At 66.4% G+C, this 19,040-nt stretch carries 26 protein-coding genes; all 26 read left to right on the top strand.

Translation table 11 applies throughout. The features are described 5' to 3' along the window. Positions 1–117: 117 nt before the first annotated feature. Positions 118–3,993 (top strand): DNA-directed RNA polymerase subunit beta', encoded by a 3,876-nt coding sequence (locus AB0B89_RS02505; protein WP_358546955.1) that lies wholly within the window; start codon positions 118–120, stop codon positions 3,991–3,993. A 597-nt stretch (positions 3,994–4,590) separates the two neighbouring features. Next, the gene (gene rpsL, locus AB0B89_RS02500) at positions 4,591–4,965 is read left to right on the top strand and encodes a 30S ribosomal protein S12 (protein WP_061253213.1); all 375 of its coding nucleotides are present in this window, start codon (positions 4,591–4,593) and stop codon (positions 4,963–4,965) included. A 1-nt stretch (position 4,966) separates the two neighbouring features. Beyond that, a complete protein-coding gene (rpsG, locus tag AB0B89_RS02495) occupies positions 4,967–5,437 on the top strand; it encodes a 30S ribosomal protein S7 (RefSeq protein ID WP_358546952.1) in 471 nt (156 codons plus the stop codon). A gap of 39 nt (positions 5,438–5,476) precedes the next feature. Continuing rightward, the gene (gene fusA / locus AB0B89_RS02490; protein ID WP_358546949.1) at positions 5,477–7,576 is read left to right on the top strand and encodes an elongation factor G; all 2,100 of its coding nucleotides are present in this window, start codon (positions 5,477–5,479) and stop codon (positions 7,574–7,576) included. 249 nt (positions 7,577–7,825) lie between these two features. Then, positions 7,826–9,019, top strand: a complete 1,194-nt coding sequence (gene tuf, locus AB0B89_RS02485) for an elongation factor Tu (protein WP_358546947.1) — start codon at positions 7,826–7,828, stop codon at positions 9,017–9,019. A gap of 273 nt (positions 9,020–9,292) precedes the next feature. Further along, positions 9,293–9,601 (top strand): 30S ribosomal protein S10, encoded by a 309-nt coding sequence (gene rpsJ, locus AB0B89_RS02480; RefSeq protein WP_012887830.1) that lies wholly within the window; start codon positions 9,293–9,295, stop codon positions 9,599–9,601. A gap of 14 nt (positions 9,602–9,615) precedes the next feature. Next, entirely contained in the window at positions 9,616–10,269 is a 654-nt protein-coding gene (rplC, locus tag AB0B89_RS02475; RefSeq protein ID WP_344952269.1) for a 50S ribosomal protein L3, read from the top strand. Continuing rightward, positions 10,266–10,913 (top strand): 50S ribosomal protein L4, encoded by a 648-nt coding sequence (gene rplD / locus AB0B89_RS02470; protein ID WP_358546944.1) that lies wholly within the window; start codon positions 10,266–10,268, stop codon positions 10,911–10,913. The genes rplC and rplD overlap by 4 nt, the downstream gene beginning before the upstream one ends. Then, positions 10,913–11,215 carry a 50S ribosomal protein L23 gene (gene rplW, locus AB0B89_RS02465; protein ID WP_358546942.1) on the top strand — a complete coding sequence of 101 codons (303 nt, stop codon included), beginning with the start codon at positions 10,913–10,915 and terminating at the stop codon, positions 11,213–11,215. The genes rplD and rplW overlap by 1 nt, the downstream gene beginning before the upstream one ends. A 46-nt stretch (positions 11,216–11,261) precedes the next feature. Beyond that, positions 11,262–12,098 carry a 50S ribosomal protein L2 gene (gene rplB, locus AB0B89_RS02460; RefSeq protein ID WP_248964953.1) on the top strand — a complete coding sequence of 279 codons (837 nt, stop codon included), beginning with the start codon at positions 11,262–11,264 and terminating at the stop codon, positions 12,096–12,098. Positions 12,099–12,109: 11 nt separating this feature from the next. After that, the gene (gene rpsS / locus AB0B89_RS02455) at positions 12,110–12,388 is read left to right on the top strand and encodes a 30S ribosomal protein S19 (protein ID WP_248964954.1); all 279 of its coding nucleotides are present in this window, start codon (positions 12,110–12,112) and stop codon (positions 12,386–12,388) included. A gap of 25 nt (positions 12,389–12,413) precedes the next feature. Further along, positions 12,414–12,782 carry a 50S ribosomal protein L22 gene (gene rplV, locus AB0B89_RS02450; RefSeq protein WP_262849231.1) on the top strand — a complete coding sequence of 123 codons (369 nt, stop codon included), beginning with the start codon at positions 12,414–12,416 and terminating at the stop codon, positions 12,780–12,782. Then, positions 12,782–13,636 (top strand): 30S ribosomal protein S3, encoded by an 855-nt coding sequence (gene rpsC / locus AB0B89_RS02445; RefSeq protein ID WP_358546937.1) that lies wholly within the window; start codon positions 12,782–12,784, stop codon positions 13,634–13,636. Before rplV ends, rpsC begins: the two co-directional genes overlap by 1 nt. Before the next feature lie 2 nt (positions 13,637–13,638). Beyond that, complete coding sequence (gene rplP, locus AB0B89_RS02440) at positions 13,639–14,058, top strand: 50S ribosomal protein L16 (protein ID WP_184608221.1); 420 nt, start codon at positions 13,639–13,641, stop codon at positions 14,056–14,058. After that, complete coding sequence (gene rpmC / locus AB0B89_RS02435; protein ID WP_114032840.1) at positions 14,058–14,294, top strand: 50S ribosomal protein L29; 237 nt, start codon at positions 14,058–14,060, stop codon at positions 14,292–14,294. The genes rplP and rpmC overlap by 1 nt, the downstream gene beginning before the upstream one ends. Continuing rightward, positions 14,287–14,571 carry a 30S ribosomal protein S17 gene (gene rpsQ / locus AB0B89_RS02430; protein WP_344952248.1) on the top strand — a complete coding sequence of 95 codons (285 nt, stop codon included), beginning with the start codon at positions 14,287–14,289 and terminating at the stop codon, positions 14,569–14,571. The genes rpmC and rpsQ overlap by 8 nt, the downstream gene beginning before the upstream one ends. 147 nt (positions 14,572–14,718) lie before the next feature. Beyond that, the gene (gene rplN, locus AB0B89_RS02425; protein ID WP_189162756.1) at positions 14,719–15,087 is read left to right on the top strand and encodes a 50S ribosomal protein L14; all 369 of its coding nucleotides are present in this window, start codon (positions 14,719–14,721) and stop codon (positions 15,085–15,087) included. Beyond that, complete coding sequence (gene rplX / locus AB0B89_RS02420; RefSeq protein ID WP_358546932.1) at positions 15,087–15,395, top strand: 50S ribosomal protein L24; 309 nt, start codon at positions 15,087–15,089, stop codon at positions 15,393–15,395. Before rplN ends, rplX begins: the two co-directional genes overlap by 1 nt. Beyond that, complete coding sequence (gene rplE, locus AB0B89_RS02415) at positions 15,395–15,970, top strand: 50S ribosomal protein L5 (protein ID WP_358546929.1); 576 nt, start codon at positions 15,395–15,397, stop codon at positions 15,968–15,970. Before rplX ends, rplE begins: the two co-directional genes overlap by 1 nt. After that, on the top strand, positions 15,970–16,155 hold the full coding sequence (locus AB0B89_RS02410) for a type Z 30S ribosomal protein S14 (protein WP_248964959.1): 186 nt from the start codon (positions 15,970–15,972) through the stop codon (positions 16,153–16,155). Before rplE ends, AB0B89_RS02410 begins: the two co-directional genes overlap by 1 nt. 176 nt (positions 16,156–16,331) lie before the next feature. Continuing rightward, positions 16,332–16,730 carry a 30S ribosomal protein S8 gene (rpsH, locus tag AB0B89_RS02405; protein WP_262849247.1) on the top strand — a complete coding sequence of 133 codons (399 nt, stop codon included), beginning with the start codon at positions 16,332–16,334 and terminating at the stop codon, positions 16,728–16,730. Between the two features lie 19 nt (positions 16,731–16,749). Next, positions 16,750–17,292 (top strand): 50S ribosomal protein L6, encoded by a 543-nt coding sequence (gene rplF, locus AB0B89_RS02400; protein WP_358546926.1) that lies wholly within the window; start codon positions 16,750–16,752, stop codon positions 17,290–17,292. A gap of 2 nt (positions 17,293–17,294) precedes the next feature. Continuing rightward, positions 17,295–17,675, top strand: a complete 381-nt coding sequence (gene rplR / locus AB0B89_RS02395) for a 50S ribosomal protein L18 (protein ID WP_358546924.1) — start codon at positions 17,295–17,297, stop codon at positions 17,673–17,675. Positions 17,676–17,724: 49 nt separating this feature from the next. Then, positions 17,725–18,357 (top strand): 30S ribosomal protein S5, encoded by a 633-nt coding sequence (rpsE, locus tag AB0B89_RS02390; RefSeq protein WP_114032746.1) that lies wholly within the window; start codon positions 17,725–17,727, stop codon positions 18,355–18,357. 3 nt (positions 18,358–18,360) lie between these two features. Next, positions 18,361–18,543 (top strand): 50S ribosomal protein L30, encoded by a 183-nt coding sequence (gene rpmD, locus AB0B89_RS02385; RefSeq protein WP_030451484.1) that lies wholly within the window; start codon positions 18,361–18,363, stop codon positions 18,541–18,543. A 2-nt stretch (positions 18,544–18,545) separates the two neighbouring features. Next, positions 18,546–19,019 carry a 50S ribosomal protein L15 gene (rplO, locus tag AB0B89_RS02380; protein ID WP_358546921.1) on the top strand — a complete coding sequence of 158 codons (474 nt, stop codon included), beginning with the start codon at positions 18,546–18,548 and terminating at the stop codon, positions 19,017–19,019. Positions 19,020–19,040 lie beyond the last annotated feature (21 nt).

The following is a 19,040-nucleotide window of genomic DNA, read 5'->3' as shown; positions in this document are numbered from 1 at the left end:
AGATGCGCGACACCGACGAGGACGTCTTCCGCGCGGCGGAGGAGCTCGGCATCGACCTGTCCCGGCGTGAGCCGAGCAGCGTCGAAGAGGTCTGATTTTCAAGCGAGGGGATAAGAAGTGCTCGACGTCAACTTCTTCGACGAGCTGCGAATCGGTCTCGCCACGGCCGACGATATCCGTCAGTGGTCGCACGGCGAGGTTAAGAAGCCCGAGACCATCAACTACCGCACCCTGAAGCCGGAAAAGGACGGGCTCTTCTGCGAGAAGATCTTCGGTCCGACCCGCGACTGGGAGTGCTACTGCGGTAAGTACAAGCGCGTCCGCTTCAAGGGCATCATCTGTGAGCGCTGTGGCGTCGAGGTGACTCGCGCCAAGGTGCGTCGTGAGCGGATGGGCCACATCGAGCTGGCCGCTCCGGTCACCCACATCTGGTACTTCAAGGGCGTCCCGTCGCGCCTCGGGTACCTGCTGGACCTGGCCCCGAAGGACCTTGAGAAGGTCATCTACTTCGCGGCCTACATGATCACGTATGTCGACACCGAGATGCGCGCTCGTGACCTGCCGTCGCTGGAGGCGAAGATCTCCGTCGAGCGGCAGCACATCGAGCAGCGTCGCGACGCCGACATCGAGGCCCGGCAGAAGAAGCTCGAGGCCGACCTGGCCGAGCTGGAGGCCGCCGGCGCCAAGGGCGACCAGCGCCGCAAGGTGCGCGAGGGTGCCGACCGCGAGATGCGTCAGCTCCGCGACCGTACCCAGCGCGAGCTCGACCGCCTGGAAGAGGTCTGGAGCCGCTTCAAGAACCTCAAGGTCCAGGACCTCGAAGGCGACGAGCTGCTCTACCGCGAGATGCGCGACCGTTTCGGCCGCTACTTCCGCGGTGGCATGGGCGCCCAGGCCATCCAGGAGCGCCTCAACAACTTCGACCTGGCCGCGGAGGCCGAGTCGCTGCGCGAGACGATCCGCAGCGGCAAGGGTCAGAAGAAGGCTCGCGCGCTCAAGCGGCTGAAGGTCGTGTCCGCGTTCCTCACGACGCGCAACTCGCCCAACGGCATGGTCCTCGACTGCATCCCGGTCATCCCGCCGGACCTGCGCCCGATGGTGCAGCTCGACGGTGGCCGGTTCGCGACCTCGGACCTGAACGACCTGTACCGCCGGGTCATCAACCGGAACAACCGCCTCAAGCGGCTTCTGGACCTCGGCGCGCCCGAGATCATCGTCAACAACGAGAAGCGGATGCTGCAGGAGGCCGTCGACGCGCTGTTCGACAACGGCCGCCGCGGCCGTCCGGTCACCGGACCGGGCAACCGTCCGCTGAAGTCGCTGTCCGACATGCTCAAGGGCAAGCAGGGCCGATTCCGGCAGAACCTCCTCGGCAAGCGTGTCGACTACTCCGGCCGTTCGGTCATCGTCGTCGGCCCGCAGCTGAAGCTGCACCAGTGCGGCCTGCCCAAGCAGATGGCGCTGGAGCTCTTCAAGCCGTTCGTGATGAAGCGCCTGGTCGACCTGAACCACGCGCAGAACATCAAGTCGGCTAAGCGCATGGTCGAGCGTGCCAGGCCGGTCGTGTGGGACGTGCTCGAAGAGGTCATCACCGAGCACCCGGTGCTGCTCAACCGCGCGCCGACCCTGCACCGCCTCGGCATCCAGGCCTTCGAGCCGCAGCTCGTCGAGGGCAAGGCCATCCAGATCCACCCGCTCGTCTGCACCGCGTTCAACGCGGACTTCGACGGCGACCAGATGGCGGTCCACCTGCCGCTGTCGGCGGAGGCCCAGGCCGAGGCGCGCATCCTGATGCTCTCGACCAACAACATCCTCAAGCCGGCCGACGGCAAGCCCGTGACCATGCCCACCCAGGACATGATCATCGGTCTCTACTGGCTGACCACCCAGCGCGACGGGGCCGAGGGCGAGGGCCGGGTCTTCGGCTCGGTGTCCGAGGCGCTCATGGCCTACGACCGGCGCGAGCTGGACATCCAGGCCAAGATCCAGGTCCGTGTCAAGGACGTCCCGCCGCCGCGTGGCTGGCAGGCGCCCGAGGGCTGGGAGGCCGGCGAGTCCTACCGCCTGGAGTCGACCCTGGGCCGGTGCCTGTTCAACCAGACGCTGCCCGACAACTACCCGTTCGTGAACTCGCAGATCGGGAAGAAGCAGCTCTCGACGATCGTCAACGAGCTCGCGGAGAAGTACCCGAAGGTCGAGGTCGCGGCCGCTCTGGACGCGCTCAAGGACGCGGGCTTCCACTGGGCGACCCGCTCCGGCGTCACGATCTCGATCGACGACGTCGTCGCGCCGCCGAACAAGGCCGCGATCATGGAGTCGTACGAGCGGAGGGCCGACAAGGTCCAGCGCGAGTACGAGCGCGGTCTGATCACCGACGAGGAGCGCCGCCAGGAGCTCATCGAGATCTGGACGCACGCCACGGCGGACGTCGAGACCGACATGGTGAACGCATTCCCGGCGACCAACTCCGTCTGGATGATGGTCAACTCCGGCGCCCGAGGCAACAAGATGCAGGTCCGTCAGATCGCGGGTATCCGTGGTCTGGTGTCCAACACCAAGGGTGAGACGATCCCGCGGCCGATCAAGTCCTCCTTCCGCGAGGGCCTGTCGGTGCTGGAGTACTTCATCTCCACCCACGGACAGCGGAAGGGCCTCGCGGACACCGCTCTGCGTACCGCCGACTCCGGTTACCTGACCCGTCGTCTGGTGGACGTCGCACAGGACGTCATCGTCCGCGAGATCGACTGCGGCACCGACCGCGGCGTCCCGCTGCACGTCGGCGAGCGCGACTCCTCGGGCAACCTCAGCAAGGCCGAGAACGCCGAGAGCAACGTGCACGGCCGCATCCTGGCCGAGGACGTCGAGGTGGACGGCAAGATCATCGCGACGGCGGGTGTCGACATCAGCGACATCACCGTCACCGCGCTGGTCGAGGCCGGCATCGAGACCGTCAGGACGCGCAGCGCGCTCGTGTGCGAGGCCAAGATCGGTGTCTGCGCCACCTGCTACGGCCGCTCGCTGGCGACCGGCAAGCTGGTGGACGTCGGCGAGGCCGTCGGCATCATCGCGGCCCAGTCGATCGGTGAGCCGGGCACGCAGCTGACGATGCGTACCTTCCACACCGGTGGTGTGGCGGGCGCGGACATCACCCACGGTCTGCCCCGTGTCCAGGAGCTGTTCGAGGCGCGCGTCCCCAAGGGTGTCGCCCCGATCAGCGAGGCCGACGGCCGCGTGCGCATCGACGAGACCGACAAGACCCGCAAGATCATCATCGTTCCGGACGACGGCTCCGACGAGATCGCCTACCCGGTGTCGATGCGGTCGCGCCTGCTGGTCGCCGACGGCCAGCGGGTGACGGTGGGCCAGCAGCTCATCGCCGGTGCGGTCAACCCCAACGAGGTGCTGCGCATCCTCGGCCCCCGGGCCGTGCAGCTCCACCTGGTGGCCGAGGTCCAGCAGGTGTACCGCTCGCAGGGTGTGTCGATCCACGACAAGCACATCGAGATCATCGTGCGGCAGATGCTCAAGCGCGTGAACGTGCTTGAGTCGGGTGACACCGACCTGCTGCCCGGCGAGCTCGTCGAGCGGCCGCGCTTCGAGATGGTCAACCGCGAGGTCGTCGCCGAGGGCGGCACCCCCGCCTCCGGCCGTCCTGTCCTCATGGGCATCACCAAGGCCTCGCTCGCCACCGAGTCGTGGCTGTCGGCGGCGTCCTTCCAGGAGACCACCCGGGTGCTCACCGACGCGGCGATCCACGCCAAGTCCGACTCCCTGCTCGGTCTCAAGGAGAACGTCATCATCGGAAAGCTCATCCCGGCGGGCACGGGCATGTCCCAGTACCGCAACATCCGGGTCGAGCCCACCGAGGAGGCCAAGGCGGCGATGTACACCGTCGGCGGCTACGACGGCTCCGCCACCGACTACACCTTCGGCACGGGCAGCGGCGAAGCCGTCCCGCTGGAGGAGTACGACTTCGGTCAGTACAACCGCTAGCGGCCCGGCCGGCGCGAGCCGGCCGGACTCCGGTCCGAGCGGACGAGGGGCGCGCGCTTCCCGGAAGGGGAGCGGGCGCCCCTCGCGTCGTCTCCGGGCCTGTGGCCGGTCCCCGGCCGCGCCGCGAGACCAGAACGGGTGTGGTCCCGCGTACGGCCCGGCGGACCGCACCGTGGCATCGGGGGGCAACACGGGGAAACCGTCGAGAGAAGTCCCCGCATGCCGGTAAACTTGTCGGGAGCCTAATAGCGGTCGGGGGGAAACCGGCCGCGGGACCACGACACGCCCCGAAGCCGCCCGCATAAGCGGCTCGGCGCAACCGTTTTGACGTGTTGCGATGGGCTAGGTAGTCTTGCCCTTCGTGCCCGTGGCTTCATGGGCTCACATGCGTGCGCTCCAAGGCCCTCACGGGGGCCGTATGGACGCCGCGTGATCTCCTCCGCTGGTCAGGCCATCGCCGGGCACAGTGCGGCAAAGATCGCGACACGCCCGAGCGCGTGGGTCGGAGCCGAGGGAAAAACAGCAGGTCATGACACCGGCAGAGCCTGCGAAACGCACGACTTTTCGAATTACCGGCCAAGCATGAACGGAGACGCGGTGCCCACGATTCAGCAGCTGGTCCGCAAGGGCCGCCAGGACAAGGTCAGTAAGACCAAGACCCCGGCGCTCAAGGGGAGCCCCCAGCGGCGCGGCGTCTGCACGCGCGTGTATACGACGACCCCCAAGAAGCCGAACTCCGCCCTCCGCAAGGTGGCGCGTGTCCGGCTCACCAACGGCATCGAGGTAACGGCCTACATCCCTGGTGTCGGTCACAACCTTCAGGAGCACTCCATCGTGCTCGTGCGTGGCGGTCGTGTGAAGGACCTGCCGGGTGTTCGATACAAGATCATCCGCGGTTCGCTGGACACCCAGGGCGTCCGCAACCGCAAGCAGGCCCGCAGCCGTTACGGCGCGAAGAAGGAGAAGAGCTGACATGCCGCGCAAGGGTCCCGCTGGGCGCCGACAGCTTGTCGCAGACCCGGTGTTCAACTCACCGCTGGTCACCGCGCTCATCAACAAGGTGCTGCTGAACGGCAAGCGATCGCTCGCCCAGTCGATCGTCTACGACGCCCTCGAGGGCTGCAAGGACAAGTCGGGCAACGACCCGGTCGTCACGCTGAAGCGCGCTCTCGACAACGTGAAGCCCACTCTTGAGGTGCGCAGCCGCCGTGTCGGTGGCGCCACCTACCAGGTGCCGGTCGAGGTGCGCGCGGCGCGCAGCACCACCCTGGCGCTCCGCTGGCTGGTGCAGTACTCCCGCGCCCGCCGCGAGAAGACCATGACCGAGCGGCTGATGAACGAGCTGCTCGACGCCAGCAACGGCCTCGGCGCCAGCGTCAAGCGGCGTGAGGACACGCACAAGATGGCCGAGTCCAACAAGGCCTTCGCCCACTACCGCTGGTAACCCCAGCGGCGACGACGAGACGACGAGGACGCGAGAGAAGTGGCGACAACGACCGCTCTTGACCTGGCCAGGGTCCGCAACATCGGGATCATGGCCCATATCGACGCGGGCAAAACCACCACGACCGAGCGCATCCTGTTCTACACCGGTATCAACTACAAGATCGGTGAAGTCCACGAGGGCGCTGCCACGATGGACTGGATGGAGCAGGAGCAGGAGCGCGGCATCACCATCACCTCCGCCGCGACCACCTGCATGTGGCTTGATCACACGATCAACATCATCGACACTCCCGGCCACGTCGACTTCACCGTCGAGGTGGAGCGGTCGCTGCGCGTCCTTGACGGTGCGGTCGCGGTCTTCGACGCCGTCGCCGGTGTCGAGCCGCAGTCCGAGACGGTGTGGCGCCAGGCCGACCGTTACGGCGTTCCCCGCATCTGCTTCGTCAACAAGATGGACCGGGTCGGCGCCGAGTTCCACCGCTGCGTCGACATGATCGTGTCCCGCCTGGGTGCGACTCCGCTGGTCATCCAGCTTCCCTGGGGCGTCGAGGCCGACTTCAAGGGCATCATCGACCTGGTGAAGATGAAGGGCCTGATCTGGAGCGCCGAGGCGGCCAAGGGCGAGATGTACGACACCGTCGACATCCCGGCCGACCACGCCGACGTCGCCCGTGAGTGGCGCGACAAGCTCATCGAGACCGTCGCCGAGCACGACGACGAGCTCATGGAGCTGTTCCTGGAGGGCGTCGAGCCCACCGAGGAGCAGCTGGTCGCCGGCATCCGCCGTGCGACGCTGGCCAGCTCCCTCAACCCGGTCCTGTGCGGCACCGCGTTCAAGAACAAGGGCGTGCAGCCCCTGCTCGACGCGATCGTGGCCTACCTTCCGGCCCCGACCGACATCCCCGCTCTCCAGGGGCACGCGGTCGGCCACGAGGACCAGGTCATCGAGCGTCACGCGGACCCGAACGAGCCGTTCTCCGCTCTGGCCTTCAAGATCATGAGCGACCAGCACCTGGGCAAGCTGACCTTCATCCGTATCTACTCGGGCACGCTCGAGACCGGTACGTCGGTCGTGAACTCGGTGAAGGGCAAGAAGGAGCGCATCGGCAAGATCTACCAGATGCACGCCAACAAGCGCGAAGAGCGCCCGTCGGCAGTCGCTGGCCAGATCGTCGCCGTCATGGGCCTGAAGGACACCACCACCGGTGACACCCTCAGCGACCCGGCGAACCAGGTCGTCCTGGAGTCGATGAACTTCCCGGCTCCGGTCATCAACGTCGCGATCGAGCCGAAGACCAAGGGCGACCAGGAGAAGCTGGGCACCGCGATCCAGCGCCTGGCCGAGGAGGACCCCTCCTTCCAGGTCCGGCGTGACGAGGAGACCGGGCAGACGGTCATCTGGGGTATGGGTGAGCTCCACCTGGAGATCCTCGTCGACCGGATGCGCCGCGAGTTCAAGGTCGAGGCCAACGTCGGCCGCCCGCAGGTCGCCTACCGCGAGACCATCCGCCGCAAGGTGGAGAAGATCGAGTACACGCACAAGAAGCAGACCGGTGGTTCCGGCCAGTTCGCGCGCGTGATCATCGACCTGGAGCCGCTGGGCGAGGGCAACGACGGTTACGAGTTCAAGAACAGCGTCAGCGGTGGCCGCATCCCCCGGGAGTACATCCCTTCGGTGGACGCGGGCGCCCAGGAGGCCGCCGAGTTCGGCGTGCTGGCCGGTTACCCGATGGTGGGCGTCAAGGTCACCCTCCGGGACGGTGCCTACCACGAGGTCGACTCCTCCGAAATGGCCTTCAAGATCGCCGGTTCGATGGCCTTCAAGGAGGCCGCGCGCCGTGCCGACGCCGTAATCCTGGAGCCGATGATGGCCGTCGAGGTCACCACGCCCGAGGACTACATGGGTGACGTCATCGGTGACCTCAACGGTCGCCGCGGGCAGATCCAGGCAATGGAAGACAGGACCGGGGCAAAGGTCATCAATGCCCTCGTTCCGCTGTCAGAGATGTTCGGTTACGTGGGTGACCTGCGCAGCAAGACCCAGGGCCGGGCTGTCTACAGCATGCAGTTCGACTCCTATTCGGAGGTGCCCCCGGGCATCGCCAAGGAGATCGTCGCGAAGGCTCGGGGCGAATAGTCCCCGGAGTCCGATGGCTCGGGTGGTGAGGAGATCGTCGCCCCGCAGCCAAGGGGCTCGGGGGCGAACAGTCCTGGAGTCCGAATGGCTGGGGCCGGCGGGAGACCGCCGCCCGGCAGCCAGAGGGGCTCGGAACCTGGTTCCGGTCCCCTCGTCTGGGGCGGTGAGTGATCGCCGCCCCGGGCCCACGGGCTCCGAGCCCGAGTGAGACTACGCAAGTCAAGTCAGAATCTCTAAGGAGACAGAGCAGTGGCCAAGGCCAAGTTCGAGCGGACCAAGCCGCACGTGAACATCGGCACCATTGGGCACATCGACCACGGCAAGACCACTCTGACCGCGGCGATCACCAAGGTGCTCCACGACCGTTTCCCTCACCTCAATGAGGCGACCCCGTTCGACAAGATCGACAAGGCGCCCGAGGAGAAGGCCCGCGGCATCACCATCTCCATCGCCCACGTCGAGTACCAGACCGAGAAGCGCCACTACGCCCACGTGGACTGCCCCGGTCACGCCGACTACGTGAAGAACATGATCACTGGTGCGGCCCAGATGGACGGTGCGATCCTCGTGGTCGCCGCCACCGACGGTCCGATGCCCCAGACCAAGGAGCACGTCCTCCTGGCCCGCCAGGTCGGCGTCCCCTACATCGTCGTCGCCCTGAACAAGGCCGACATGGTCGACGATGAGGAGATCCTGGAGCTCGTCGAGCTTGAGGTTCGCGAGCTGCTCTCCGCCCAGGAGTTCCCGGGCGACGACCTGCCGGTCGTTCGTGTCTCGGCGCTGAAGGCGCTTGAGGGCGACGAGAAGTGGGGCGACTCCATCATCGAGCTCATGAACGCCGTGGACGACAACGTCCCCGAGCCCGTTCGTGACACCGACAAGCCCTTCCTCATGCCGATCGAGGACGTGTTCTCGATCACCGGCCGCGGCACCGTCGTGACCGGTCGTATCGAGCGCGGCATCGTCAAGGTCAACGAGACCGTCGACATCATCGGCATCAAGGAGAAGAGCACCACGACCACCGTCACCGGTGTCGAGATGTTCCGCAAGCTCCTTGACGAGGGCCGGGCCGGTGACAACGTCGGTCTGCTCCTCCGTGGCATCAAGCGCGAGGACGTCGAGCGCGGCCAGTGCATCATCAAGCCGGGCACGACCACCCCGCACACCGAGTTCGAGGCTCAGGTCTACATCCTGTCCAAGGACGAGGGCGGCCGCCACACGCCGTTCTTCAACAACTACCGCCCGCAGTTCTACTTCCGTACCACGGACGTGACGGGCGTCGTGACCCTCCCCGAGGGCACTGAGATGGTCATGCCCGGTGACAACACCGAGATGACCGTCCAGCTCATCCAGCCCATCGCGATGGAGGACGGTCTCAAGTTCGCCATCCGCGAGGGTGGCCGCACCGTCGGTGCGGGTCGAGTCACGAAGATCATCAAGTAGCGCGATCATGGGTCGGCGGTCGGCCTCGGGGAACCGGAGGCCGGCCGCCGAACCACGAAGGGGCCGACCAGTCGGCCCCGGAGCCCACAGCGAGCTTCGAGCCCGATCCAGGCCCGTGATCTCGCAGCCGTCTCGGCCCAGAGAGACCGAGATGACTGCAAGATCACGGAAGAAATAGGCGGGTCACGGGGCCTCTGCCACGTGGGACACCCATAGCGGCAAAAGGCCGCACGAAACTTTTGCAGGACGACAGCGAAGGACACCGAGGCCATTATGGCGGGACAAAAGATCCGCATCCGGCTTAAGGCCTATGACCACGAGGTCATCGACAGCTCGGCCAAGAAGATCGTCGAGACGGTGACGCGGACTGGCGCGAAGGTCGCGGGCCCGGTGCCGTTGCCGACCGAGAAGAACGTGTACTGCGTCATCCGCTCGCCGCACAAGTACAAGGACAGCCGTGAGCACTTCGAAATGCGCACGCACAAGCGGCTGATTGACATCATCGATCCGACGCCGAAGACCGTCGACTCGCTCATGCGGCTCGACCTTCCGGCCGGCGTCGACATCTCGATCAAGCTCTGAGGGAACGCACTGACATGGCTAAGCAGATCAAGGGCGTCCTGGGCAAGAAGCTCGGCATGACCCAGGTCTTCGATGAGGGCAACCGGATGGTTCCGGTCACCGTCGTCGAGGCCGGTCCGTGCGTGGTGACCCGCGTCCGCACTGAGGACAAGGACGGCTACTCCGCTGTTCAGCTCGGCTACGGGCAGGTGGACCCGCGCAAGGTGAACAAGCCGCTGGGTGATTATCTGCGCAAGCACGACATCACCCCGCGCCGCTACTTCGTCGAGCTTCGGACCACGGACGCCTCCGAGTACACGATCGGCCAGGAAGTCCTGGCCGACACCTTCGAGGCCGGGCAGTACGTCGACGTGACCGGTAAGAGCAAGGGCAAGGGCTTCGCGGGTGTCATGAAGCGTCACGGCTTCAAGGGCCTCAGCGCCTCGCACGGCACCCAGCGCAAGCACCGCTCGCCCGGCTCCATCGGCGGTTGCGCCACCCCGGGCCGCGTCTTCAAGGGCCTGCGCATGGCCGGCCGGATGGGCAACGTCCGGACCACCATCCAGAGCCTCAAGGTTCACGCCGTGGACGCCGAGAAGGGTCTCATCCTGATCAAGGGTGCGATCCCCGGTGCCAACGGCAGCCTGGTTCTCGTCCGCACCAGTGCCAAGAAGGGGGCTGCCAAGTGAGCACCATTGACGTCCTCGACGCGGCCGGCGCGAAGACCGGGAGCGTCGACCTGCCGGAGGAGATCTTCGGCGCCAAGGTCAACATTCCGCTGATCCACCAGGTCGTCGTCGCCCAGCTCGCCGCGCGCAGGCAGGGCACGCACAAGACGAAGACCCGCGGTGAGGTCAGCGGCGGTGGCAAGAAGCCGTACCGCCAGAAGGGCACCGGCCGCGCCCGTCAGGGCTCGACCCGCGCCCCGCAGTTCGCCGGCGGTGGCATCGTCCACGGCCCGCAGCCGCGGGACTACACCCAGAAGACGCCCAAGAAGATGAAGGCCGCCGCTCTCCGTGGCGCCCTCAGCGACAGGGCGTCCGGCGGTCGCGTGTACGTCATCGACGGTCTGGTCAGCGGGGAGACCCCGAAGACCAAGGCCGCTCTGGAGGCGCTGCGCAAGATCACCAACGCTCGCAGCGTTCTCGTCGTGGTCGACGAGAGTGACGAGCTGACCTGGCTGAGCCTGCGCAACGCGCCGGAGGTCCACCTCCTGGACGCGGGCCAGCTCAACACGTACGACGTGCTCTGCTACGACGACGTGGTCTTCACGCGCACCGCGTACGACCAGGTCGTGGCTCGGCTCGGCAAGAGCGGGAAGGAAGACGCCTGATGCAGAAGATCGCCGACCCGCGCGACATCATCATCAAGCCGATCGTCTCCGAGAAGAGCTACGGCCTGATCGACGAGCACAACAAGTACACGTTCTTGGTGCGCAAGACGGCCAACAAGACCCAGGTGAAGATCGCCATTGAGCAGATCTTCGGCGTCAAGGTCTCCAGCGTGAACACGATCAACCGGCAGGGCAAGCGCAAGCGGACCAAGTTCGGTTACGGCCAGCGCCCGAGCACGAAGCGGGCGATCGTGAGCCTGGTGGAAGGCGATCGGATCGACATCTTCGGTCAGATCAGCTGAACACCGCGCATTGCCAAGCAACATCGACAAGGGATGAACGAAAAAGATGGGCATCCGTAAGTACAAGCCGACGACTCCGGGTCGTCGCGGCGCGAGCGTCTCGGATTTCGCCGAGATCACGCGCAGCACGCCGGAGAAGTCGCTGCTTGCTCCCCTTCACAGCAAGGGTGGTCGTAACGTCCACGGCCGGGTGACCGCGCGTCACCAGGGCGGTGGGCACAAGCGCGCCTACCGGATCATCGACTTCCGGCGCCACGACAAGGACGGCGTTCCGGCCAAGGTCGCTCACATCGAGTACGACCCGAACCGGACGTCGCGCATCGCGCTCCTGCACTACGCAGACGGCGAGAAGCGCTACATCCTCGCTCCGACGGGCATCAAGCAGGGCGACCGCATCGAGAACGGCCCCGCGGCCGACATCAAGCCGGGTAACTGCCTGCCGCTGCGCAACATTCCGACCGGTACCTTCATCCACGCCGTGGAGCTGAAGCCCGGTGGCGGCGCCAAGCTGGGCCGGTCCGCCGGCGCGCAGATCCAGCTCCTGGCCAAGGAGGGGCAGTACGCCACGCTGCGTATGCCTTCCGGTGAAATGCGCCAGGTGGACGTGCGCTGCCGCGCCTCCGTGGGCCAGGTCGGCAACGCCGAGCAGGCCAACATCAACATCGGTAAGGCGGGTCGTAACCGCTGGAAGGGCAAGCGCCCGACCGTTCGTGGTGTCGCCATGAACCCGGTCGACCACCCGCACGGTGGTGGTGAGGGTAAGACCTCCGGCGGTCGCCACCCGGTGAACCCCAAGGGCAAGCCCGAGGGTCGTACCCGTCAGGCCAACAAGGCCAGCGACCGACTGATCATCCGTCGGCGGAGCAAGAGGAAGAAGCGGTAGGAGCAGCCTAAATGCCACGTAGCCTTAAGAAGGGTCCTTTCGTGGATGGCCACCTTATGAAGAAGGTGGACGTCCAGAACGAAAAGGGCACCAAGAACGTCATCAAGACGTGGTCGCGGCGCTCCATGATCGTGCCCGACATGCTCGGCCACACGATCGCCGTCCACGACGGGCGCAAGCACGTCCCGGTGTTCGTCACCGAGTCGATGATCGGTCACAAGCTGGGTGAGTTCGCGCCTACGCGGACCTTCCGCAGCCACGTCAAGGAAGACCGGCGTAGCCGGCGGTAAGCGCCTTAGAAACGAGGAGTAAGCGATGGAAGCCAGGGCTCAGGCGCGGTTCGTCCGCGTCACGCCCCAGAAGGCCCGCCGCGTGGTGGACCTTATTCGCGGGCTGCCCGCTTCGGAGGCGCAGGCCGTGCTGCAGTTCGCCCCCCAGGCGGCGAGCGAGCCGATCTACAAGGTGCTGTCGAGCGCGATGGCCAACGCGGAGCACAACTTCAAGCTCGACCGCGAGCTGCTGGTCGTGAGCCGGGCGTGGGTCGACGAGGGCCCGACGCTGAAGAGGTTCCGCCCCCGTGCCCAGGGCCGTGCCTATCGGATCAACAAGCGGACGAGTCACATCACCGTGATCGTCGAAGCCCGGCCGGAAGGTCAGGGCAGGCCGAAGGGAAGGACCCGCTAGTGGGCCAGAAGGTTAACCCGCACGGGTTCCGGCTCGGCATCACGACCGACTTCAAGAGCCGGTGGTACGCCGACAAGCTGTACAAGTCCTACGTCGCCGAAGACGTGTCGATCCGCCGCATGCTGCAGAAGGGCATGGAGCGGGCCGGCATCTCCAAGGTCGAGATCGAGCGGACCACCGACCGAGTCCAGGTCGACATCCACACCGCCCGGCCGGGCATCGTCATCGGTCGCCGTGGCGCCGAGGCCGACCGTATCCGTGGCGACCTTGAGAAGCTGACCAAGAAGCAGGTCCAGCTGAACATCCTCGAGGTCAAGAACCCCGAGGTCGACGCCCAGCTCGTCGCCCAGGGCGTGGCCGAGCAGCTGTCCAGCCGGGTTTCGTTCCGGCGGGCGATGCGCAAGGCCATGCAGTCGGCGATGAAGAGCGGCGCCAAGGGCATCCGTGTCCAGTGCGCCGGTCGTCTCGGCGGCGCCGAGATGTCGCGGTCGGAGTTCTACCGCGAGGGTCGCGTGCCTCTGCACACCCTTCGCGCGGACATCGACTACGGCTTCTACGAGGCCCGCACCACCTTCGGCCGCATCGGCGTGAAGGTGTGGATCTACAAGGGTGAGGCTCCGACCAGCCGCGCCGAGCGCGAGGCGGCTGCCGCCGGTGCGCGTGCCGGCCAGCGTCGCGACCGTACCGACCGGCCGCAGCGTGGCCGTGGTGCGGGCGGCGGCGGTGGCGGTGGCCGTGGCGGCCGCGACGGTGCCCCCCGTGGCGGCGGTCGTGGACCGAAGACCGAATCAACCGCGCCCGCAGGGGCGCCCGAGACCGGCCCGGCGGAGCAGCCGGGTGCTGAAGGGAGCTGACCATGCTGATCCCGCGCAGGGTCAAGCACCGTAAACAGCACCGGCCCGACCGCAGCGGAGCCGCCAAGGGCGGCACCAGGGTCGTGTTCGGCGAGTTCGGCATCCAGGCGCTTGAGCACCACTACGTGACCAACCGCCAGATCGAAGCCGCTCGTATCGCCATGACCCGGCACATCCGCCGTGGCGGCAAGGTGTGGATCAACATCTACCCCGACCGTCCCCTGACGAAGAAGCCGGCCGAGACCCGCATGGGTTCCGGTAAGGGTTCGCCGGAGTGGTGGATCGCCAACGTCAAGCCCGGTCGCGTCATGTTCGAGCTCTCGGGTGTATCCGAGCCGGTGGCCCGTGAGGCCCTCCGTCGTGCGATGCACAAGCTCCCGATGAAGTGCCGGTTTGTTAAGCGTGAAGTGGGTGAGGCGTGATGGCTAAGGGCCTGACCGCCGGTGAGCTGCGGACTTCTGACCAGGATGAGCTGGTCCAGAAGCTGAAGGAAGCCAAGGAGGAGCTGTTCAACCTCCGCTTCCAGGCGGCGACCGGTCAGTTGGAAAGCCACGGGCGGCTCCGTGCCGTCCGCCGCGAGATCGCCCGTATCTACACCGTGATGCGTGAGCGGGAGCTCGGAATCATCACGGTCGAGAAGGAGCCGAGCGATGGCTGAGACAACTGAGACCACCGACAAGAAGACGCGGAACTACCGCAAGACCCGTGAGGGTCTGGTCGTCAGCGACAAGATGGACAAGACCGTCGTCGTCGCCGTCGAAGACCGCGTCAAGCACCCGCTGTACGGCAAGGTCATCCGCCGTACGACCAAGTACAAGGCCCACGACGAGGCCAACTCCTGCGGCGTCGGCGACCGCGTTCTCCTGATGGAGACCCGGCCGCTGTCGGCCACCAAGCGGTGGCGCGTCGTGGAGATCCTCGAGCGGGCCAAGTAAGTCGCTCTGCGGGAGGCCCCCCGGAAGGGGGCCTTCCGCGCGGGCGTCCCCCCTCGGTGATGGCAAAGCCGTCACCAGGGAGCATTAGACCGAATCTAGTTCCGCCAGGCTCACGAATGAGAACCGGCGTGACACACGGGAGTTGACGTGATCCAGCAGGAGTCGCGGCTCAAGGTCGCCGACAACACGGGTGCCAAGGAGATCTTGTGCATCCGCGTGCTCGGCGGCTCGGGTCGGCGCTACGCGGGTATCGGCGACATCATCGTCGCGACGGTGAAGGACGCCCTTCCCGCCGCGGGTGTCAAAAAGGGTGATGTGGTCAAGGCTGTCGTGGTGCGCACCACCAAGGAGCGCCGCCGCCCCGACGGCTCCTACATCCGCTTCGACGAGAACGCCGCGGTCATCATCAAGGACAGCGGTGACCCTCGGGGCACGCGTATCTTCGGTCCGGTGGGTCGCGAGCTGCGCGAGAAGAAGTTCATGCGCATCATCTCGCTCGCGCCGGAGGTGTTGTAATGCCGAAGCTACATGTGAAGAAGGGTGACCTCGTCCAGGTCATCGCCGGTAAGGACAAGGGTGCCAAGGGTCGTGTGATCCTCTCTATCCCGCGCGAGGACCGCGTGATAGTCGAGGGCGTCAACATGGTCAAGAAGCACTCGAAGGTCACCCACCAGGGACCGCGCGGCGCCAAGGAAGGCGGCGTGCAGACCATGGAGGCCCCCATCCACGTGAGCAACGTCAAGAAGCTCAAGGATGAGGCGAAGAAGGACGACAAGCCCGCCAAGAAGGCCGACAAGGCCGACGAATCGGGTGAGGACAACTGATGACCGCCACCACAACTGAGACCGAGCGCATCACGCCGCGCCTCAAGGAGCGTTACCGCGAGGAGATCGCGGACAAGCTTCGTGAGCAGTTCGGCATCGAGAACGCCATGCAGATTCCCCGTCTCACCAAGATCAAGGTGAACATGGGTGTCGGCGAGGCGGCTCGGGACTCCAAGCTCATCGAGGGCGCGGTGCGCGATCTCACCGCCATCACCGGTCAGAAGCCGGCCGTCGCCCACGCCCGCAAGTCCATCGCGCAGTTCAAGCTCCGCGAGGGCATGCCGATCGGCGCGCACGTGACGCTCCGCGGCGACCGCATGTGGGAGTTCCTCGACCGGCTGCTCTCCCTGGCGCTTCCGCGTATCAGGGACTTCCGCGGCCTGTCGCCGAAGCAGTTCGACGGCAACGGGAACTACACCTTCGGTCTTACCGAGCAGGTCATGTTCCACGAGGTGGACCCGGACAAGGTCGACCGTCAGCGTGGCATGGACATCACGGTCGTGACCACCGCCACGAATGACGACCAGGGCCGGGCGCTGCTCAAGCTTCTCGGCTTCCCCTTTAAGGAGGCCTGATGGCTAAGAAGTCCTTGATCGCCAAGGCCGAGCGCAAGCCCAAGTTCGGCGTTCGCGCGTACACTCGGTGCACGCGCTGCGGCCGGCCTCGCGCCGTCTACCGCAAGTTCGGCCTGTGCCGCGTGTGCTTCCGCGAGATGGCGCACCGGGGCGAGCTGCCCGGCATCACCAAGTCCAGCTGGTAGCCCGCGTGCGGGCCTTCTGATGGACGCGCGGCCGGCTCTGCCGGTGATCGCGACACGGAGGCCCGCGCTGGGCCAGCTGTACATATAAGTCATATCAACCGGGCGCTGCTTCAAGCGCCCACGACCACACCGTAGGTCCCGTCACAGGGAAACCGCGGTGAGGAGGGCCACCGGCCATGACGATGACCGACCCGATCGCAGACATGTTGACACGTCTGCGTAACGCGAACTCGGCGTACCACGACACCGTGGCCATGCCGTACTCGAAGATCAAGGCGCACATCGCCGAGATCCTCCAGCAGGAGGGTTACATCCAGGCCTGGGCCGTCGAAGACGCCAAGGTCGGGAAGAACCTCGTGGTGGAGCTCAAGTTCGGGCCTACGCGTGAACGGTCTATCGCGGGCCTGCGCCGGGTTTCCAAGCCCGGTCTGCGGGTCTATGCAAAGAAGGACAACCTGCCTAGGGTCCTGGGCGGCCTGGGCGTCGCGATCATCTCGACGTCCGGTGGCCTCATGACCGACAGGCAGGCCGGCAAGCGTGGTGTGGGCGGGGAAGTCCTCGCCTACGTTTGGTAACGAGGGGAGGAATTTCAGCATGTCGCGAATTGGACGGCTGCCCATCCCCGTACCGAATGGTGTTGACATCACCATCGACGGCCGGGATGTCACGGTCAAGGGCCCCAAGGGCACGCTTTCACACACGGTCGCCGAGCCGATCGATGTGGCTCGGGGGGACGACGGCACCATCGCCGTCTCACGTCCCAACGACGAGAACAAGGTCCGTGCGCTGCACGGGCTGTCCCGCACGCTGATCGCCAACATGGTCGACGGCGTGACCAAGGGATACAGCAAGACGCTGGAGATCGTCGGCGTGGGTTACCGCGTCCAGGCCAAGGGCCCGACGCAGCTGGAGTTCTCGCTGGGCTTCAGCCACTCTGTGGTCGTCGACGCCCCCGAGGGCGTCACCTTCCGCGTCGACCGGCCGACCCTGTTCCACGTGGACGGCATCGACAAGCAGAAGGTCGGCGAGGTCGCCGCGAACATTCGCAAGCTGCGCAAGCCTGACCCTTACAAGGGCAAGGGTGTGCGGTACCAGGGCGAAGTCATCCGCCGCAAGGTCGGAAAGGCTGGTAAGTAGTCATGGCCTTCACCAAGGTTGCCAAGCACACGGCCGCGCGCGCTCTCTCGCGCTCGCGCCGTCACCGCCGCGTCCGCAAGAAGGTCGTCGGCTCGCCGGCCCGCCCGCGTCTCGTCGTCAACCGCTCCGCGCGTCACCTGTTCGTGCAGATCGTGGACGACACCGCCGGTCACACGCTGGTGAGCGCGTCCACGCTGGACGCCTCTCTCCGTACCGGTGAGGGCACCAAGACGGACAAGGCTAAGAAGGTCGGCGAGCTCCTCGCTCAGCGGGCCAAGGCCGCCGGGATCACCGCTGTCGTTCTCGACCGCGGTGGCAACCGCTACGCGGGCCGCATCGCGGCCCTCGCGGACAGCGCCCGAGAAGGCGGGCTGGAGTTCTGATGTCTCCAGCCAGGATCGCAATCAAGAGCAACGAGGAGAGGAACCACTGATGGCTGCAGCTCCGCGTCGCGGTGCCGGCGGCGGTGGTGAGCGGCGTGACCGTCGCGACGATCGCCGCGGCGGCGCTGCCGAGAAGGGCGTCTCGTACATCGAGCGCGTCGTGAAGATCAATCGAGTGGCCAAGGTCGTCAAGGGTGGTCGTCGCTTCAGCTTCACCGCCCTGGTTGTCGTCGGTGACGGCAACGGCCTGGTCGGTGTCGGATACGGCAAGGCCAAGGAGGTGCCCGCGGCGATCGCCAAGGGTGTCGAGGAGGCCAAGAAGCACTTCTTCAAGGTGCCGCGCATCCAGGGCACCATCCCTCACACCGTGCAGGGTGAGGACGCCGCCGGCGTCGTTCTCCTGCGTCCGGCCTCGCCCGGTACCGGTGTCATCGCGGGTGGTCCTGTGCGCGCCGTCCTGGAGTGCGCCGGGATCCACGACGTGCTGTCCAAGTCGCTCGGCTCGGACAACCCGATCAACATCGTCCACGCCACCGTGGCGGCCCTGAAGGGCCTCAGCCGGCCCGAGGAGATCGCCGCGCGCCGTGGACTGCCGATCGAGCACGTCGCCCCTGTGCGCATGCTCAAGGCCCGTGCCGAAGGCATCGCCGAGGCCGCCGCGGCGGCGAAGGCGGTGAGCTAGCCGATGGCTCGTCTCAAGATCACCCAGACCCGATCGAAGATCGGTGGCAAGCAGAACCAGCGTGACTCGCTGCGCTCGCTGGGCCTGAAGCGAATCGGCGACGTCGTCGTCAAGGAGGACCGCCCGGAGATCCGGGGGATGGTCGCCGTGGTGACGCACCTCGTCGAGGTGGAAGAGGTCGACTAGTCATGGCTAACGCTGAGAACAACGGCGGCGGTACGCCGCTGCGCATCCACCACCTGCGTCCGGCTCCCGGCGCCAACAAGTCCAAGGTCCGCAAGGGCCGTGGCGAGGCGTCCAAGGGCAAGACGTCCGGTCGTGGCACCAAGGGCACCAAGTCCCGTACGAGTGTTCCTCTCGGCTTCGAGGGTGGCCAGGTTCCGCTCCAGCGGCGGCTGCCGAAGCGGAAGGGCTTCTCGAACGCCATGTTCAAGACGACCTATCAGGTCGTCAACCTGGACAGGCTCGGCGAGCTGTTCCCCGATGGCGGAGACGTCAGCGTGGAGACGCTGGTCGAGCGGGGTGCGGTCCGCAAGAACCAGCCGGTCAAGATTCTGGGAACCGGTGACATCTCGGTGGCGTTGAACGTGCAGGCGCACGCTTTCTCCGCCTCCGCGAAGGAGAAGATCGCTGCGGCCGGTGGCGCCGTCACCGAGCTGTAGGCAGGCAATACGAGGCGCGGG

Source organism: Sphaerisporangium sp. NPDC049002, from assembly GCF_040649355.1.
In the GTDB taxonomy this organism is placed as follows: Bacteria; Actinomycetota; Actinomycetes; order Streptosporangiales; family Streptosporangiaceae; genus Sphaerisporangium.
Note: the sequence above shows the minus strand (reverse complement) of the source record. Positions and strands in the feature narration are given on the sequence as shown.

What these genes read in the sequence shown, in the direction of transcription:
- rpsG (WP_358546952.1), top strand. Translation starts at nt 4,967, where the DNA reads ATGCCGCGCAAGGGTCCCGCTGGGCGCCGACAGCTTGTCGCAGACCCG.
- rpsJ (WP_012887830.1), top strand. Translation starts at nt 9,293, where the DNA reads ATGGCGGGACAAAAGATCCGCATCCGGCTTAAGGCCTATGACCACGAG.
- rplC (WP_344952269.1), top strand. Translation starts at nt 9,616, where the DNA reads ATGGCTAAGCAGATCAAGGGCGTCCTGGGCAAGAAGCTCGGCATGACC.
- rplW (WP_358546942.1), top strand. Translation starts at nt 10,913, where the DNA reads ATGCAGAAGATCGCCGACCCGCGCGACATCATCATCAAGCCGATCGTC.
- rplB (WP_248964953.1), top strand. Translation starts at nt 11,262, where the DNA reads ATGGGCATCCGTAAGTACAAGCCGACGACTCCGGGTCGTCGCGGCGCG.
- rpsS (WP_248964954.1), top strand. Translation starts at nt 12,110, where the DNA reads ATGCCACGTAGCCTTAAGAAGGGTCCTTTCGTGGATGGCCACCTTATG.
- rplV (WP_262849231.1), top strand. Translation starts at nt 12,414, where the DNA reads ATGGAAGCCAGGGCTCAGGCGCGGTTCGTCCGCGTCACGCCCCAGAAG.
- rplP (WP_184608221.1), top strand. Translation starts at nt 13,639, where the DNA reads ATGCTGATCCCGCGCAGGGTCAAGCACCGTAAACAGCACCGGCCCGAC.
- rpmC (WP_114032840.1), top strand. Translation starts at nt 14,058, where the DNA reads ATGGCTAAGGGCCTGACCGCCGGTGAGCTGCGGACTTCTGACCAGGAT.
- rpsQ (WP_344952248.1), top strand. Translation starts at nt 14,287, where the DNA reads ATGGCTGAGACAACTGAGACCACCGACAAGAAGACGCGGAACTACCGC.
- rplX (WP_358546932.1), top strand. Translation starts at nt 15,087, where the DNA reads ATGCCGAAGCTACATGTGAAGAAGGGTGACCTCGTCCAGGTCATCGCC.
- rplE (WP_358546929.1), top strand. Translation starts at nt 15,395, where the DNA reads ATGACCGCCACCACAACTGAGACCGAGCGCATCACGCCGCGCCTCAAG.
- AB0B89_RS02410 (WP_248964959.1), top strand. Translation starts at nt 15,970, where the DNA reads ATGGCTAAGAAGTCCTTGATCGCCAAGGCCGAGCGCAAGCCCAAGTTC.
- rpsH (WP_262849247.1), top strand. Translation starts at nt 16,332, where the DNA reads ATGACGATGACCGACCCGATCGCAGACATGTTGACACGTCTGCGTAAC.
- rplF (WP_358546926.1), top strand. Translation starts at nt 16,750, where the DNA reads ATGTCGCGAATTGGACGGCTGCCCATCCCCGTACCGAATGGTGTTGAC.
- rplR (WP_358546924.1), top strand. Translation starts at nt 17,295, where the DNA reads ATGGCCTTCACCAAGGTTGCCAAGCACACGGCCGCGCGCGCTCTCTCG.
- rpsE (WP_114032746.1), top strand. Translation starts at nt 17,725, where the DNA reads ATGGCTGCAGCTCCGCGTCGCGGTGCCGGCGGCGGTGGTGAGCGGCGT.
- rpmD (WP_030451484.1), top strand. Translation starts at nt 18,361, where the DNA reads ATGGCTCGTCTCAAGATCACCCAGACCCGATCGAAGATCGGTGGCAAG.
- rplO (WP_358546921.1), top strand. Translation starts at nt 18,546, where the DNA reads ATGGCTAACGCTGAGAACAACGGCGGCGGTACGCCGCTGCGCATCCAC.